We start from the raw sequence: 16,062 nt of genomic DNA on the forward strand, positions 1-16,062 counted from the left end.
TGATGACATGCTCTAAGCCGATCAACGGTAAGCAACGATAAAGAAAGTGGAGGAAACGATGAAGATTCTGATCAGCTCGCTCCTTGTGGCGGCAATGGCAATGCCCGCTTCTGCAGCCGTTGCCCAGGAGGTCAAAACCCTCAATATCATCATGCCGCTGCCGCGTTCGGCCAACTTCTATCCGCTGATCGTCGGCGAGGCGCTCGGCTACTTCGAGGAGGAGGGTGTGAGCGTCAATCTCCTGCCCTCCTCGACGACCATTCCCTATGTCGCCTTCGTCCAGAACAGGCAGGCCGATCTTGCGATGCTGGATCCGCCGCAGACGTTCCAGGCCGTATCGGCAGGCGCTGACGTCAAGGTCGTCTACGAGGCCATGCAGCGGGCGCCGGAAGGGATCGCCGTTTCCGGCGACAGCCCGATCCAGAACGTCTCGGAACTCAAGGGACAGACGATCGGGCTCGTTTCCGACCGCGACCGGGTCACGCTCGCCATCGCCCTGGGCACGGCGGGCCTGACGCTCGACGACGTGACGACCGTGGTGGTCGGCGAGGCGGGACCGACGCTGGCCAATGCCTTCCGCAACCAGACCGTGTCGGCCATTGCCGGCGCCGTTCCCGACTGGCTGGCGATCCAGGCGGCGGGGATCCCTATCCGCCTCATCACCCCGCCGGAGCTCGAGGATCAGCCGGCCAACGTGTTCGTCGCCGCAACCGGGCGGCTGGACGAACTGGCGGCCCCGCTGGAAGGCTTCTTCCGCGCCTGGTCGAAGGGCATGCGGGTGGCCGAGTTCGCCCCGGACGTTGTCGCCGCCATGTCGAAGGCAGCGGTGCCGGAGGAATGGGAGAACGAGGAGTTCGGTCAGGAGTTCCTCGATGCTTCGATCCCGATGAACGTCTCGGTGACCGAGCGGGCGGGCGACCTTCAGCCCGGTGTCTGGGCCAAGGTGCAGCCGCCGATGGTCGAGCATGGCGCCATCGCGCGCGAGGTCGACCCCGCGACATTCCTCGACGACCGGTTCATCGCGGCGGCGAACGACTGGGATCTGGATGAGGTCAAGGCCGAGGTCGCCGCCTGGAAGGAGAAAAACCTCCCGACAACCGCGCAATGACCCGCGGCCGCGACATCCGGCAAGGCGGCCGGAAACCCCTTTCACTCCGTTCGACAGGATAGCTTTATGGCTCATTCAGCAATTGATACCACCGCGCTTGGAGATGACCTCAACCGCTACGGTCCGACTGCCGCGCGCGGCGTCGGACCGGGCACCGGCCGGCCCCGCACCCGGACGGTCGATGTCCATTCGCACATCGCGGTCCCGGAAGCCGCGGCATATGTCGCGCCGCACCTTGATCCTGCCGATATCGCGATGGTGAAATATTCCAGCGATGAAACGAGGGCGATCAACCAGAAGCAGGACGAGGACCGCAAGCTGGCGATGGTCGACCTCGAGGATCGTTTGTGGGTGCTCGACAAGCTGCGCATCGACTTCCAGCTCGTCGCCCCCCCGCCCTTTCATTGCTACTACACCTTGCCGCCCGAGTATGCGGTTCCGGCGAGCCGGATGGTCAACGACGGCGTCGCGGCCTCCGTGGCGAGGCGTCCCGACCGCTTTGCCGGCCTCGGGACGGTCGCGCTGCAGGACCCCGGCGAGGCGGTTTCGGAGCTCGAGCGCGGGGTGCGCGAGCTGGGCCTGAAGGGCGTGCAGGTGCTCACCAACGTCAACGGCGAGGAGCTGGCCGAGGCGAAGTACGAGCCGTTCTGGAGCAAGGCCGAGGAGCTCGGCGCGCTGGTCATGATCCACCCGAACGGATTCACGGACGGGGACCGGTTCCGGAATTTCTATTTCTCCAACGTCATCGGAAACCCGCTGGAGACGACGGTCGCCCTGCATCATCTGATCTTCGGCGGCGTGCTGGAGCGCCATCCCGAGCTGAAGATACTGGCCGTGCACGGCGGCGGCTTCCTGCCGGCCTATTCCGGCCGCATAGACCATGCCTGGGGCGCCCGGCGCGACAGCCATGCCGGCCTGCCCAGGCCGCCCACGGAATACCTGCGCAAGATCTACTTCGACAGCGTGGTCTTCACCCCGCACCAGCTCGCGTATCTCGTGAAAGTCTATGGCGCCGACAAGATCGTGATGGGCACGGACTATCCCTATGACATGGCGGACTACGACCCGGTCGGCCATGTGCTCGGCACGGCCGGCCTTTCCGAGGAGGAGGTCGCGAAGGTCTCCGGACTGACGGCATCGAAACTGCTCGGCCTCGACACCTGACCGCGGGTGGAACCGGCGGTGCCCGAGACGGTCTCCCCGCGCTGCCTTGCAGCTTGGGGAGACCGCCCTGCCCTTCTTTCTAGAGCGCCGATTGCGAGGTCGGCAAACGCCGCGAGCGTGTCTCGGAGGCCGCACGCGCAGGCATCCAGCCGGCTTGCTGACGCGGGAATTTCTCCAGGCGTTCCAGCTCCCTCTCCACCAGGACCCGATAGGGACCGTCCACCTGCATCAGATCGTCCGGAGGACCGTCCTGAACGATCTTGCCGTCGTGCATGACAAGCATGCGGTCGTAGTTGCGCAGTGTCGACAGGCGATGCGCGATCGTGATCACGGTCCGTCCTTTCATCAGCCGCTCCAGGGCGTCGCGGATGAGCTCTTCCGATTCGGAATCGAGGGCGGAGGTGGCTTCGTCCAGGATGAGAATCGGGGCATCCTTGAGAAAGGCGCGCGCGATGGCGATGCGCTGGCGCTGGCCGCCCGACAGCTTGAAGCCGCGGTCGCCGACAAGGGTATCGAGGCCTTCCGGCAGATTTTCCACGAAGCGCTCGCAATGCGCGGCTCTCACGGCGTAGTTGACTTCGTCGATCGTGGCGTCCGGCCGGCCATAGCGGATGTTTTCGAGCAGGGTGCGGTTGAAGAGAGCGGTATCCTGCGGGACCGCCGTGATGACCGCCCGCAGGCTTTCGTCCGTCACCCGGGCGATATCCTGCCCGTCGATGAGGATACGCCCGCCCTGGCCGTCGTGAAAGCGCTGGAGCAAGGCCACGAGCGTCGACTTGCCGCCGCCCGATTCGCCGACCACGCCCACACGTTGGCCGGGCTTGATGTCCAGATTGAGGTGCTCGAAGACCGGGCGCCCGGTCGGATATCGAAACGAGACATCGTCGAAAGTCACGCTGACGCCGGACGGCACGAGAGCGGATGCTTCCGGATGGTCGCGCAGTTCGTGCGGCGTGAGCAGCGTCAGCAGCGATTCGGAAAGCCGCGCCATGTGTTGGGTGACATCGACCAGCGCGATGGCCAGATCGCGCGTCGCACTGAGAACGGCAGTGCCCAGGGTGCAGACCAGGACCACATCCCCGATCGTCGCCCGCCCTTCCCGCCAAAGCCAGATGGACCAGCCCAGCAGCCCGATGGTGATCGTGACCACGATCATGGCGTGCGTCAGACGCAGTCTTTCCAGGTAGAGCAAGCTGCTGCGGCGCGCATCCATCTCCGAAACGAGGCTGGTATCGAAACGCCGATGCTCGCGCGAGATGCCCGCGAAAGCCTTCACCAGCGGCATATTGCCGATGACATCCAGCATTTCGCCATCCACGGCGGCCGCCTTGGCCGCGAACTCGTGATGCAGCGGGCGGCCGGCCGCCGCCATCCTGAACATGAGAACGATGACGAAGCCGGAAATCACGGCGAGCGTCATGGCCACGGGCACGCTGACCGCCGTCAAGAAAAGGATGGCGCCGACTGTCGCGGCACAAGGCGGCAACACATTCCAGCAGAACATGTTTTCCATCTGGAACATGGCGTTCGAGGTCGCCGTGACCCGGCTCGTCAATACCCCCGGCAGGCGATCGGAGAAGTAGCTCGGAGCGTGTCCCGTCAAGTGCCGGAAAAGGTCGGATCTGAGATCGCCCGTCACCCCCACGAAGGCATAGCTCGCCACGAAGGTCGCGACCCGCCAGAGAAGATTGTCCGCGGCAATGAAGGAGACGAGAACAGCAAAGGCCACCCACGGACCGGCATCACTCCCGCCGGCGGAACCGGAGAGCGTATCGACAAGAAATTTCACCCCGTACTGGGTGCTGATAGAACAGGCGACCGCGCCCAATACGCAAACGACAATAATCGAATGCATAAGCGGGCGACGACGAATATATCGGAACAGGAAATCTACGGGTCGATCTGCGTAAAAGAAAAGAGATTTGTCCCCCATATGATCTGGCCCTCTTCCAGCTTTTGAAGGAGTGCAGTCAGCGCGAGCGGAATGACGCATTACTAAAGAATCCTTTGTTCACACTCACATCTGACACATTTATGTGGCCAGAAATTGGAGCCTCGCTTCACAGAAGCAGCTTTCAACCCACGAACACGGATCAAGAAGGACAGTGGCCGATGAGAATTGCTCAAATTGCCCCCCTAACTGAAGCCGTGCCCCCGACCTTTTATGGAGGCACAGAGCGCGTGGTGTCATGGTTGACGGAAGAGCTCGTTGCGATGGGCCATGACGTGACACTCTTCGCCAGCGGTGACTCCAAAACGGCGGCGACGCTGGAAGCGGTCTGGCCGCGGGCACTGCGTCTCGACGGCACGGTCCGGGACGCCAACGCGCTGCACATGGCAATGATCGAACAGGTATTTCGCAGGTCGGACGAGTTCGACGTCCTCCATTTTCATCTGGACTACTACCCGTTCTCGCTCATGATGAGGCAGTCGACGCCTTTCTTGACCACACTGCATGGCAGGCTCGACCTGCCGGAGCATCAGACACTCTTCCGCGTCTTCGACAAACCGGGCATGATCTCGATATCGGACGCGCAGCGATCGCTGGTGCCAAGGGCCAACTGGCTCGCGACCGTGCATCACGGGGTACCGCAGGATCTTCTGCGCCCCGTGGACACGCAGCCGCGCTATCTCGCGTTCCTCGGCCGCATCTCGCCCGAGAAGCGCGTCGACCGGGCGATCCGGATCGCGGAGAAAAGCGGCATGCCCATCAAGATCGCCGCCAAGGTCGACCGCGTGGATCAGGACTACTTCGAGGAGGCCATCCGACCGCTTCTCTCCTTGCCGCATGTCGAGTTCATCGGTGAGATCGCCGATGACGGGAAGGCGGAGTTCCTCAGCGGGGCAGCCGCCCTGCTTTTCCCCATCGACTGGCCCGAGCCGTTCGGCCTGGTCATGATCGAGGCGATGGCCTGCGGCACCCCCGTCATTGCTTTCAACCGCGCCTCGGTTCCGGAGATCGTGGAACACGGGGTCACCGGCTTCATCGTGGAGAACGCCGATGCAGCGGCCGCGAAGGTGCGCGATATTGGCCGCCTCTCCCGAAAAACCATCCGCCGCCGGTTCGAGGAGCGTTTTACCTCCCGTATCATGGCGGAGAACTATCTCATGATTTATGAGGAGCTGACTGCCAGGAGACGACCCGGCTTGCGCATCAGAACGGCCTGACTGCCGGGGCATGATCGCGGATGTGCAGCGGGGGCTGCATCCGCCATTGGCGGACGGGGGTCGGGTCCACGTCATCCGCGATGAAAGCGCCTCCATCATGTGCATCAGGAACTCTTCGACTGTCCGGGGCCACGACTGTCCAAGGCCACGACTGTCCGAGGCCCCGCGGATCGTAGCCGCGCCTAAACCGCTCGCTCGATGCGGGACTTCGGAAGCGATTGACGGCGCGGCCAAGGCTCGCGGGCTGGCTCGCTGTGCGTTCCTCGCGAACGCAGCACGCAAAAATGTGCGTCCCACCGAACGCAGGCGCCGGATTTTCCGCCACAATCGCGGGCGACAAATAGAATCTCGGCATGTTTGCATGGGAGGCATTGAGCGATGATTACGCGTCGCGTGCTGTTTGCAACGCTGCTTGGCGCCGTTGCCACTCCGCTTACCCTTTCCCGGGAGGACACGGCCTCTGCCCAGCACTACCCTCCGCGACCAGGTCCGCGGCGGCGCGGGCGCCCACCGCCGCCTCGACCTCGGTACGAGCGCAGGCCACGGCCTAGAGCGGGATGGGTATGGGTCCCCGGCAGATGGGTATGGGCCGGACCGCGCAGAGGGTATGTGTGGCGGGGCGGGCATTGGGCCAGACGCCGGCGCCGGTGAGGCCGCGCCCAAGATCGCGTCGAACGCCTCCGGCGGAATCAGGTAGGGCTGGGCGCCTGGAGCGCCGGACGTTCCGATGGAATCGGAACGTGCGCTCCGGATTTTAATCCGGTTCGGCCAAGGGGTGCTCGGCCAAGGGATGCTGAGTGTGTAGATCCTGCGTTCTCAAGCTGGCTGGTCCCTGGTCTATTCCGTCTGGCGATCCTGCCGCCCGGATCGGCCCGGACGGCAACCGCCTGCTCGGCCTCGCTCCGGTCCGGCTGTTCATTCGCATCGTTATAGCCCGCATAGTCGTCGTCCCCCGTCGCTTGCACGATCAGGTGGTGGCGACGCGATAACAGACCGACATTGTTGCAATAGAAGCCCAAACGGATGTCCGGCTGCGGAACCAGCCAAGCCAGTGGCCCGCGCACCGGAATGACGGAGGCGTCCTGCCACAGGTCACGGGCCCCATGCCCGGTCGCGTCGATGACGGACGGACTATGCCATCGCGGCGACATCGTTTCCGACAGCTTTGCCGGCTCGGGCCCCGCCGCACTGGCAGCGGGAAAGGTAGAACTCGCACCCGAAGATCATCCGCATAAGCCCGCGCCATCGCCGTGTCCCCTTAATGAGAGGGCGAATCGTGAAACAGCTCCTCATGTCACCTTGCTCGCGACCCGGTGTTCAACGGACACACTCTATATTAACGTGGAAGGTGTCGCATGCGGGCATTCAGCCATGGCGAACCATATGAATATCCTCTCAGTTTGCCGAAGAGGGCGGCAAAGCGATGCCGCCTTCCGGACCTTCTGGTTGTAGCCGCCAGCCTGACCGAGGTTCGGCTTTTTGGGGAGAAGAGCATGAACCTGCGGCACCTTGAGGTAATACGGGCGGTGATGCGCGCGCGTTCAACAGTTGGCGCAGCGCACGATCTGGGCATGTCTCAGCCTGCGGTCAGCAATGCGATCAAGGCTGCGGAGACAAATCTGGGGTTCGCTCTTTTCCGGCGACAGAACAGGCGACTGATCCCCACGGACGAGGCTTACGTTCTGATGGCCGAGGCCGAACCGCTTTTCCTTATCAAGGAGTCAATCAGCCAGATCGCGACGAGGCTGAAGGCCGGGCGGAGGGGCTCCGTAAAAATAGTCGCGACGTCGGAGCTTTCCGATTCGCTGCTTCCGGCAACTCTGGCGCGCTTTCTGAGCAAGTACCAGGGCATCGAGATAACGCTGGAAACCCTCCCCGTCGAAACGCTGCTCGAATACGTCGCGATAGGCGCCTGCGACGTGGGTTTCGCCATGCGCCCGCCGGATCGGCACAATCTCGAATTCGTCCACCTTGCCGACCTCAACATGGTATGCGCCTTTCACCAGTCCAGCCCGCTGGTCGGGCGTGAATACGTGACACCGGCCGACCTTCTCGACCTGCCTCTCATAAGCACGAGGGGCATGGCCAGGAAATTGATCGAGGATGCCTTCATTGCGGCCTCGGTTCCTTTCCTCTCGATGATCGATGTGCGATTCATGAATATTGCCGCGAATCTGTCCGAACAGGGCCTCGGAACGACCTTCATGGACGCGCTTACAGCGTCCGGAAAGCTGCGGACAAAGCTGCGCAGCGCACCATTCAGGCCCATGATAACCATTCCCCTGAAAGCGATCGTCTCCAGCGAAAGCAGTCAAAAGAAGCTTATCGCCGAGCTTATCAATTGCGCAAAGGAAGAAGTAAAGCTGATAATCGACGATCCCCAAACAAGACAATGAAAAATATCTCGATAAACCCGCAAGTGAACAGAGTCAAAGAATAGGATAACGGGCAATGTACGAGAAATTTGCCGGAATTTACGCCTCCACCATCGTGCCGATGGACGATCGCGAGCGGATCGATCGGGAGGCCCTGGCGCGGCACATGGCGGACGTGGCATCGACTACCGGAATTCGCGGTCTTCTGATCAATGGCCATGCGGGAGAGAACGCCACCTTGACTGCGGCGGAGAAACAGATCGTCGTTGAGATCGCTCGCGAGGCCGTCGGCGACGGCGTCATCCTGATATCGGGCGTCAATGCCGAGGCGAGCGCCCAGGCCGCGGCGGATGCCGCGGCAGCGGAGGCTGCCGGAGCCGATTCCTTGCTGGTCTTCCCGCCTTTTTCCTGGGCACTGCCGCAAGGCCCCGACGTGGCGCTCATCCATCACAAGGCTGTGCTGGCGGCGACCGAACTGCCCATTATGCTCTATCAGGCGTCGATCGGAGCGGGATCTCTCGCCTATTCTCCCGACACCCTGAAGCAGCTGCTCGCGCTCGGGCGCATTGCGGCGATCAAGGACGGAAGCTGGGAAACGTCCCGCTACGAAGCCAATTACAGGTTGGTCAGCCGCTGCGCTCCCGAGGTGTTGATGATGCCTTCCGGCGACGAGCACCTGCTGACGACTTTCATTCTCGGTGGCAAAGGAAGTCAGGTCAGCATCGCGGCAATCATCCCCGAGACGGTCGTTGCCTTGCGGGATGCCGTCGCCACGGGGGACCTCGCAGCAGCGCGCAACGCTCACGAGCGGATCTATCCGCTGGCAAAGGCGGTCTACGGGACTGCCCCGGCCAGCAGAGCCACGGCCAGGATAAAAGCCTGTCTGCACATTCTGGGACGCATCCCGACGTCAAGAACGCGCGCGCCTATTTCCTGCGCCGGCGAGGAGGAAACCGCCATGCTGGAAAAGGCGCTTGAGGAGAGCGGGATTTCGGCCTGAAAGGGCGACTTTTGCGCGTCCGGGAACCTTGCTTTCTCCGCCGTTCTCCGCTCCTGCCGACCAACAGACGTTGCCGCGAAACGCCGGTTCAGAAGGATCCGGTTTTCCGGGACCACAGCAGCCAGTCGCCCAGGGCGATTGACAAGCAATAAAGCGATGGAGAGAGTGGGGGTTGTCGATCCGGTCTAGGGTCGCGTTAACCCGGTCGAGGATGCGTCGAAGCACGCGCATCCGCGTCGTACGGCGGTGTGGACACCCGGGGGATATCGACGTTATTGCGCCGATGGCGAGCTTCAATGAAGAGGAAACCCCGACTTTCCGGGCCGTTGCCGCTCCCGGCCCTGTTTCCGCGCACTGCGGAAGGCGCTCGGGAATCCCGCCCAGTGCCGATCGCGTGGGCAGGAACCAATATCGGGGGAATGACAGAGGTGGGAAGTCAGGCGATGACAGTATATGACACGACGCGCGCCTATCGCGTGCTCATTTGCGATCTGACCGGTCCGCGGCTCGACGAATCCGGTCAACCGGACTGCAGCGAGGTCCGGGCGCATATCGTCGACGCGGGCGAGATATTTCGTTCCGGGCCGTTCCGGGACCAGGAACCCGCTCTGCGGCCCGGTGTGGCAGGCGGGGTGGCGCCCGCGGTTGTCGGGGCCGGTCTGGCGGAAGGTGTAGCATGAGCGCTGCATCCGCACCTGCCCGATCGATCGTCGTCGAGCCGCTCACCGGCGACGCGTTCGCCCCGTTCGGTCAAGTTATCGAAATCCCGACGAGCGGCGGCAAGAGCGCGAACGACGGTACGGCGATGCGGTTCGACGACGTCGCTGCACTCGACCTGTCGCAAGAAGGAGGTCGGCCGCTCCTCAGCCTGTTCCGCGCCGATCCCTGCCGGCTTCCTCTGACAGTCGGTGTGCTGGAACGCCATCCCCTGTCGTCCCAGGCATTCCTGCCCCTGAATGGCCGGCCATTCCTCATCGTGGTGGCGCCGCCCGGCGACGCGGTTTCGCCAACCGATATCCGTGCCTTCCGGGCAACGCCCGGCCAGGGCGTGAATTACGCGCCCGGCGTCTGGCATCATGCCCTGCTCGCGCTGGAAGACGTATCCGACTTCGCCGTCATCGGCCGTGCGGCGCCTGATACGAACTGCGACTTTCTCCGCCTCGACGGGCCGGTCGTCGTGACGGCGGCAGCCTCGCTGGAGCCACCCGCGCCGTAGAGGGGCGTGAAGCCATATCGATCGCTTCTGCGGAATCGCTGTCCTCGGCGAAGCAATGTGCAGCGGCCCTTCTGCCGGGGCGGCTGATGTGTGCTGCGCCGAACCGTTCCTGCTGTCGCAGACAATGTATCATTTTTGATTATTAAATATGCGAATAAATAATAATCGGCTATCTTGTTTTCCGATGCAAGACGGACGTACAGTCTTAGCAAGCACCGGCTGTCAAATGCCGGGCAAGAAGAATGCAAAACATACAGAACCTTCCAGAGAGGTCTCAATCGATGAGTGCTTGTCACTTCCAAACGTAAGGGCGCGTGCTACGCGTTCCGCCGTGTTATCGCCTCCACTATCGCCTGCGCCTGGCGACGGCGCCGTGCAGGGCTGAGATACTTGTGCCCCGGAAATCGATGCTCACCGGTGGGGATAATCACCTGTGGGCTGACCACGCGGGGAATATGTATTGATGCATCACGACATCGGTTTCAGACCACGATGAGGGGATTAAATGGTCTGTTTTTGAGCGATCGGTGTATTCCATGCGGTTGAACATACGCGTCATCAGCTTTTGTCATTACCTCCAGGGGCCTGCCTGCAGCCAATACTTGGCGGACATGGGGGCAGACGTCATCAAAATCGAACCGTTACAGGGCGCTTTCGAGCGACACTGGTCTGGCGGAAAATCGACCGTCAACGGCGTCAGCGCCTTCTCGTTGGCCGTCAACCGGAACAAGAGGAGCATCGCGATCGACCTCAAGCACCCCGAAGGGCTGGAGATCGCCCGCGATCTGATCCGCGACGCTGATGTGCTTGTCGAGAACTATCGACCGGGCGTGCTCGAACGGCTTGGATTGGGCTACGAGGCCGTCAAGGCTACCAATCCCGCTATCATCTATGCATCGGCGTCGGGTCTGGGTATCGATGGTCCCGATGCCGCACGTCCGGGGCAGGATCTGCTCATGCAGGCGCGCTCCGGCCTGATCGCTGCGACGGGCGGCGGCGACAAGGGCCCCTGCGTGGTGGGCGCGGCGGTCGTCGACCAGCACGGCGGGGCATTGTTGGCAATGGGCATTCTCGGCGCTCTGCTGCGCAGGCAGCAGACCGGCAAAGGCGCACGCGTCGACACCAGTCTCTTCGCCGCGGCGATCGATCTGCAGGTTGAGGCCTTGACGAAGTACTACGCCGCGCCGGACCGCCGGTCGCGCATGCAGAGGGGCCCCGATCTCGGCAGCTGGTATCATGACGCCCCATACGGAATTTACCGGGTCGCGGACGCTCACCTCGTTCTGTCGATGAACGACGCCGGGCGCCTTGCGGAAGCACTCGATAGCGACGAATTGCGCGCTCTGAAGGATATCGATCGCTATAGCGAGCGGGAGCGATATGCGGAGGTGGTGGCGCGTCTGTTGCGACCGCGGCGTTTTGCGGAACTGGCAGAGCGCTTCGACGCCCATTCCATCTGGTATGAGCGCGTGCGCGACTATGAGGACCTGTACCAGGACCCGCAGGCCATTCACAACGGCGTTTTCGGATCAATCGACGTGAACGGTCGCCCGGCCACGTTGATCTCCCACCCGTTGCGCTACGACGGAAAGCTGCCCGGCTGTGTCAGGATGCCGCTCGCGCCGGGCGCGGACAGCAAGGACATTCTTACCGAACGCGGCATGCCCGCGGACAGGATAGCGGATCTCGTCGCACGCAAGGTCATCGGGACGGGCGACAACCCGGCGACACGCAGCCCTGCAACTGCGACGGAGAACATGGAATAGCAACATGATTGATTTCTCGATCCCCGAAGAAACACGGCTACTGACGGAGACCGTCAGGAAATTCATCGAAACGGAAGTCCTGCCGCTTGAAGACGAGGTAGAGCGAACCGGCCAGGTCCCCCCCAAGGCATTGGCTATCGCGAAGAACAAGGCGCGTGCGCTCGGCCTGTTTGCCATGAACATGCCGGCGGATGTCGGCGGCGGCGGACTGACATGCGTCGAGCACTGCCTCGTCGAGGAGGAACTCGGCAGAACGTCCGATGCGCTGATCCGCCGTATCTTCGGCCAGGTCTATCCGATGCTGATGGCATGCAGCGGATCGCAGATCGACGCCTACCTCCTGCCGACCATCAGGGGCGAGAAGATCTGCGCCATGGCGATCACCGAACCCGGCGCGGGCTCCGACGCTGCCTCGATCAGCACGACGGCGCGCAAAGAGGGCGACACCTGGGTTCTCAACGGCACGAAGCATTTCATCAGTGACGGCGACATCGCGGACTATGCGATCGTCCTCGCGGTGACCGATGCGGAAAAGCGGGCGCGGGGCGGCATCACGACGTTTCTTGTCGACAGGGGAATGCCCGGATTTTCGGTGGCGCGCACACAGCCGATGATGGGGCATCGCGGTTACGGTCATGCCGAGCTCGTCTTCGATGATTGCAGGATCCCCGCCAACGCGGTGCTCGGCGAGGTTGGTGAAGGCTTCAGGCTGATCATGCGCAGCATTTCAAACGTGCGTCTGGCGCATATCGGCGCGCGGGCGGTCGGGATGGCGCGGCGGGCCTTCGAGATGATGCGCCTTTACGCCACGGAGCGGCGCCAGTTCGGCCAGCCGATCGGCGACTTCCAGATGGTTCAGAAGCTCATCGCGGATTCCGCGACGGACATCTTCGGCGTTCGGATGATGGTTCTCAACGCCGCATGGGAGGTCGATCAGGGCCTCGATCCCCGCACCAAGGTGTCAATGATCAAGGTCGCGGCCTCCGAAATGCAGGGGCGGGTCGTCGACAGGGCGATCCAGGTGTTCGGCGGCATGGGCTTCAGCAAGGATCTTCCGCTCGAGCGGATGTACCGCGATGCACGCGTGACCCGCATCTATGACGGGACGTCAGAGGTTCACCGCATGCTCATCGCCCGCGCGACAATGCGCGAAGGCTTGACGATATAGGAGAATGAAAATGCCGCAATCGGCTCCATCCGAGCTCACAGTTGGCCGCACCCTCTCGTTCCGCAAGACCATGACCGTCGCCGAACAGGCGATGTTCACGGGCATAAGCGGCAATATGGGCGGGCTCTATGTGGATGCAAAGCGCGCGAAAGGCGCGGGCCTGCCGGGCATGGTCGTCTTCGAGCTGGCACTCGGCGCGCTGGTGACCACCTGCCTGTGGCACCTCGGCGGCCCGGGGCGGCGCATCGGGGAAATCCAGCTCGAATTCCCCGAACCGGTGTTCGTGGGCGAATCAGTGGAAGCGCAGGCGGAAGTGATCGCGCTGAGCGGTGAGACGGTCCAATGCCGCATTGTATGCGTGCGTACGCTGCCGACGGAGGGGGGGGTGATCGCGCAAGGCCACGCCACTCTGGTTCCGGTGCGGGAGGATGCCGGGGATGTATGATCTCAAGCCTTTCGAGTCTCTCAGCGTCGGCGACAGAGCGATCATCTCGAAAACGATCACCGAGGCCGATGGTGCCCTGTTCATCGCCGCGGTGGGGGATTTCGGTCCCGTCCACATCGATGAGGCCTTTGCACGTACGACGCGCTTCGGGCGGCGCCTTGCACCCGGGATTATGATCGCGGGCATATGCACGAGCGTGCTCACGAGCGAGCTCGTGGGCATTGTCGGCGTGTCGATCGAGGACCGGTTCTGGTTCACCGGCCCGGTCTTCTACGGAGACACGATTGTATTCGAGGTCTGGATCGCCGAATGCCACGCGGAGAACCGCACGATTGTCTGGGAGGCGAGCGCCCGAAACGAGGATGGCAACGAAGTTCTCAAGGCGAGAGCCACGCTCAAATTTCCGCGTCGCAAACCCGTATGAGGCCGAAGATGAAGAAAGTGGATTTAAGAGGCGTTACGGTTGCTACTGTTTTGCCTTTCGACCGCGACTTGAAGATCGACTGGGACGGTTACAAGCGCCTCCTGGACTACTGCGCAATGCCCGAAGGGATTGCCGCGGTGTTCGTCAATGGTCATGCTGGAGAAGGCGCGACGCTCACGGACGAGGAACGCGGCGAGGTCATTGAGCGCACACGTCGTCACATCGGCAGCAAGCCGTTGCTCTCGGGCATCATCGCCAACTCGACCGATGAAGCCATCCGTCAGTGCGAGCTTGCGCGCCAGGCTGGTGCCGACTGCGCCGTTCTGTTTCCGCCCTCGTCTCTGGGAGGCGGGGCTTCCGCATCAGCCAGGGCACCGGTGGATTTCGTGCGGCGTATCGCGGAGGCGACCCACATGCCTCTGTCGATCTTCCAGTATCCCGTGCCGTCCGGGTTCGGTTTCACGACTGAGGCGCTTGTCGAGATCTCTGGCATCGAAGAAGTCCTGGCGATCAAGGAAGGCAGCGATCTCATGCTTTCCTATGAGGAGAACTGGAGGGCGGTGAAAGCCGCGAACCCGGACGTTCTGATCCTGCCATCGAATTACAACTGGTTCCTGCCTCAACTCGCGGTGGGCGGCGATGGCATATTGTCCGGCCTCGTCAGCCTGGTGCCACACCTTTTCATCGAGCTGTGGGACGCAGCCTGCGCGACTGATCTCAGCGCGATGCGCAGCGCCAGCGACCGGCTCCATCCGATCGTGCGCCGCATTTATGGCGAGGCGCCTCTCGTCGACATGCACACGCGCATCAAGGGTGCGCTGAAGGCGCTCGCCATCATCGAGAACGCCGATCCGAGGTCGCCGTTGATGCCCTTGCTGCCCGAGGTTGCGCGAAAGGTCGGTGAGCTCGCGATCGCCGCGCGCGACAATGGAAGTATAAAATTGGCTAGATGAAGATTGTGGAACATAGAGACGATGGAAGCGAATATCATTCATATTGTCCGTCTGAATATAGATCCGGCTTATGAGAAGGAATTCAACGAATGGTATGACAGCAAGCACTTGCCGGATATCCTGTCCTGCCCTGGATGGCTCTCAGGACAGCGTTTCCAGACACTTGGCGAGGGACCCAAATATGCCGCGATCTATGAGGTTGCAGGAGACTGGGCCTTCGATACTCCGGAATACCATCGAGTGACCGGGTTCTTCGAATTCACGCCGCATGTGCGTGACTTCTCCCGTATCCAATTGCGGCCACTCAATGGCAAGAAAGTCGAAGCAGAGGAGACAGATTCGTAACTTATAACAAATAATATGAAAGGGAGATATAACTAATGCGGAAGGGAACTTTGCACTTTTGTGCAACAATTATCGGGAGAAATTCAACATGAAAATGATATACACTATCGCAGTGGCTCTTGCGGCATATGTGTCCCCGTCGATTGCCCTCGCCTGTACACCGGCTATCAGCGACAGCGACCTGATAAGCCCCGGCAAGGTCCAATTGTCCATCAATCCGACCAATCCGCCGGCCCAGTTCGTGGACAAGGATGGCAGGCTGCAGGGTTTGAACGTTGAACTCGCCGCTGCACTCAGCGAAAAATTGTGTCTGGACATCGAGTTGGTCCGCATGGATTTCCCCGCCATGATTCCGGCCGTCACCGCTGGCCGGCTCGACGGCATGAACACCGGCATGTTCTGGACGGAGGAACGGTCGAAGATTCTTTATATGGTGCCGTACGGGACCGTTGCCGTTGGCATCTTCGTGCCGCCGAACAGTACTTTTGCGCCTGCCAGTGTTGAAGATCTCGCCGGCAAGTCGGTAGGCGGGGAACTGAATGGTGCCCAGACGAACTGGCTGATGGCTCGCGACAAGGAGCAAGTCGCCAAGGGCTTGCCCGCAATGAATATCCGCACGTTCACGACCGCGACGAACGTTGTTGCAGCAACCCTTGCGGGGCAGGTAGATGCCGGCGCCGTCACGGACTTCACCGCTCGAATCATGGAATCCGAGGGCAGGGTGAAGGTTGTGCTCAATGATCTCGGCCCGACGCCTATGGCCATGGCGTTCGGAAAGAGAGCTGTGGCTGATGCCTTCGTCAAGGCACTGAACGAGGTCCGCGAGGACGGCAGCTATGACGAACTTTTCAAGAAGTTCAAGATGACGCCGCTGCAGGCCGATCAGGTCATCGCCATTCGTGGGCCCGGTCCGAAATAGTCGCCCCTGCT

15 protein-coding genes are annotated in these 16,062 nt (G+C 62.1%); 14 read left to right on the top strand and 1 reads right to left on the bottom strand.

Annotated elements, in window-relative coordinates; genetic code table 11:
- The first annotated feature begins 58 nt into the window (after positions 1-58).
- A complete protein-coding gene (locus tag ACUSIJ_RS01375; RefSeq protein WP_449306551.1) occupies positions 59-1,108 on the top strand; it encodes an ABC transporter substrate-binding protein in 1,050 nt (349 codons plus the stop codon).
- A 66-nt stretch (positions 1,109-1,174) separates the two neighbouring features.
- Positions 1,175-2,272, top strand: a complete 1,098-nt coding sequence (locus ACUSIJ_RS01380; protein WP_449306552.1) for an amidohydrolase family protein — start codon at positions 1,175-1,177, stop codon at positions 2,270-2,272.
- Between the two features lie 79 nt (positions 2,273-2,351).
- Here the strand turns inward: ACUSIJ_RS01380 and ACUSIJ_RS01385 are convergent, their stop codons facing one another.
- Positions 2,352-4,205 carry an ABC transporter ATP-binding protein gene (locus ACUSIJ_RS01385; protein WP_449306553.1) on the bottom strand — a complete coding sequence of 618 codons (1,854 nt, stop codon included), beginning with the start codon at positions 4,203-4,205 and terminating at the stop codon, positions 2,352-2,354.
- A 179-nt stretch (positions 4,206-4,384) separates the two neighbouring features.
- Between ACUSIJ_RS01385 and ACUSIJ_RS01390 the strand changes: the two genes are divergently transcribed.
- The 12 genes from ACUSIJ_RS01390 (at position 4,385) to ACUSIJ_RS01445 (ending at position 16,051) form a co-directional block, all read left to right on the top strand.
- On the top strand, positions 4,385-5,440 hold the full coding sequence (locus ACUSIJ_RS01390) for a glycosyltransferase family 4 protein (protein ID WP_449306671.1): 1,056 nt from the start codon (positions 4,385-4,387) through the stop codon (positions 5,438-5,440).
- Between the two features lie 1,493 nt (positions 5,441-6,933).
- Complete coding sequence (locus ACUSIJ_RS01395; protein WP_449306554.1) at positions 6,934-7,836, top strand: LysR family transcriptional regulator; 903 nt, start codon at positions 6,934-6,936, stop codon at positions 7,834-7,836.
- Positions 7,837-7,891: 55 nt separating this feature from the next.
- A complete protein-coding gene (locus tag ACUSIJ_RS01400; protein ID WP_449306555.1) occupies positions 7,892-8,815 on the top strand; it encodes a dihydrodipicolinate synthase family protein in 924 nt (307 codons plus the stop codon).
- A gap of 443 nt (positions 8,816-9,258) precedes the next feature.
- On the top strand, positions 9,259-9,495 hold the full coding sequence (locus ACUSIJ_RS01405; protein ID WP_449306556.1) for a hypothetical protein: 237 nt from the start codon (positions 9,259-9,261) through the stop codon (positions 9,493-9,495).
- Entirely contained in the window at positions 9,492-10,031 is a 540-nt protein-coding gene (locus ACUSIJ_RS01410) for an ureidoglycolate lyase (protein ID WP_449306557.1), read from the top strand. Before ACUSIJ_RS01405 ends, ACUSIJ_RS01410 begins: the two co-directional genes overlap by 4 nt.
- A gap of 536 nt (positions 10,032-10,567) precedes the next feature.
- Positions 10,568-11,797, top strand: coding sequence for a CaiB/BaiF CoA transferase family protein (locus ACUSIJ_RS01415; RefSeq protein WP_449306558.1), 1,230 nt, complete (start codon positions 10,568-10,570; stop codon positions 11,795-11,797).
- Between the two features lie 4 nt (positions 11,798-11,801).
- Positions 11,802-12,965: an acyl-CoA dehydrogenase family protein gene (locus ACUSIJ_RS01420; protein ID WP_449306559.1), complete on the top strand. Its 1,164-nt coding sequence runs from the start codon at positions 11,802-11,804 to the stop codon at positions 12,963-12,965.
- 10 nt (positions 12,966-12,975) lie between these two features.
- Positions 12,976-13,410 (top strand): MaoC/PaaZ C-terminal domain-containing protein, encoded by a 435-nt coding sequence (locus tag ACUSIJ_RS01425; RefSeq protein ID WP_449306560.1) that lies wholly within the window; start codon positions 12,976-12,978, stop codon positions 13,408-13,410.
- Positions 13,403-13,834, top strand: coding sequence for a MaoC family dehydratase (locus ACUSIJ_RS01430; protein WP_449306561.1), 432 nt, complete (start codon positions 13,403-13,405; stop codon positions 13,832-13,834). Before ACUSIJ_RS01425 ends, ACUSIJ_RS01430 begins: the two co-directional genes overlap by 8 nt.
- An 8-nt stretch (positions 13,835-13,842) precedes the next feature.
- Positions 13,843-14,787, top strand: a complete 945-nt coding sequence (locus tag ACUSIJ_RS01435) for a dihydrodipicolinate synthase family protein (RefSeq protein WP_449306562.1) — start codon at positions 13,843-13,845, stop codon at positions 14,785-14,787.
- A gap of 21 nt (positions 14,788-14,808) precedes the next feature.
- Positions 14,809-15,132 (top strand): hypothetical protein, encoded by a 324-nt coding sequence (locus ACUSIJ_RS01440; RefSeq protein WP_449306563.1) that lies wholly within the window; start codon positions 14,809-14,811, stop codon positions 15,130-15,132.
- Between the two features lie 88 nt (positions 15,133-15,220).
- On the top strand, positions 15,221-16,051 hold the full coding sequence (locus ACUSIJ_RS01445; protein ID WP_449306564.1) for a transporter substrate-binding domain-containing protein: 831 nt from the start codon (positions 15,221-15,223) through the stop codon (positions 16,049-16,051).
- The last annotated feature ends 11 nt before the right edge of the window (positions 16,052-16,062 follow it).

Source organism: Pseudochelatococcus sp. B33 (assembly GCF_053570585.1).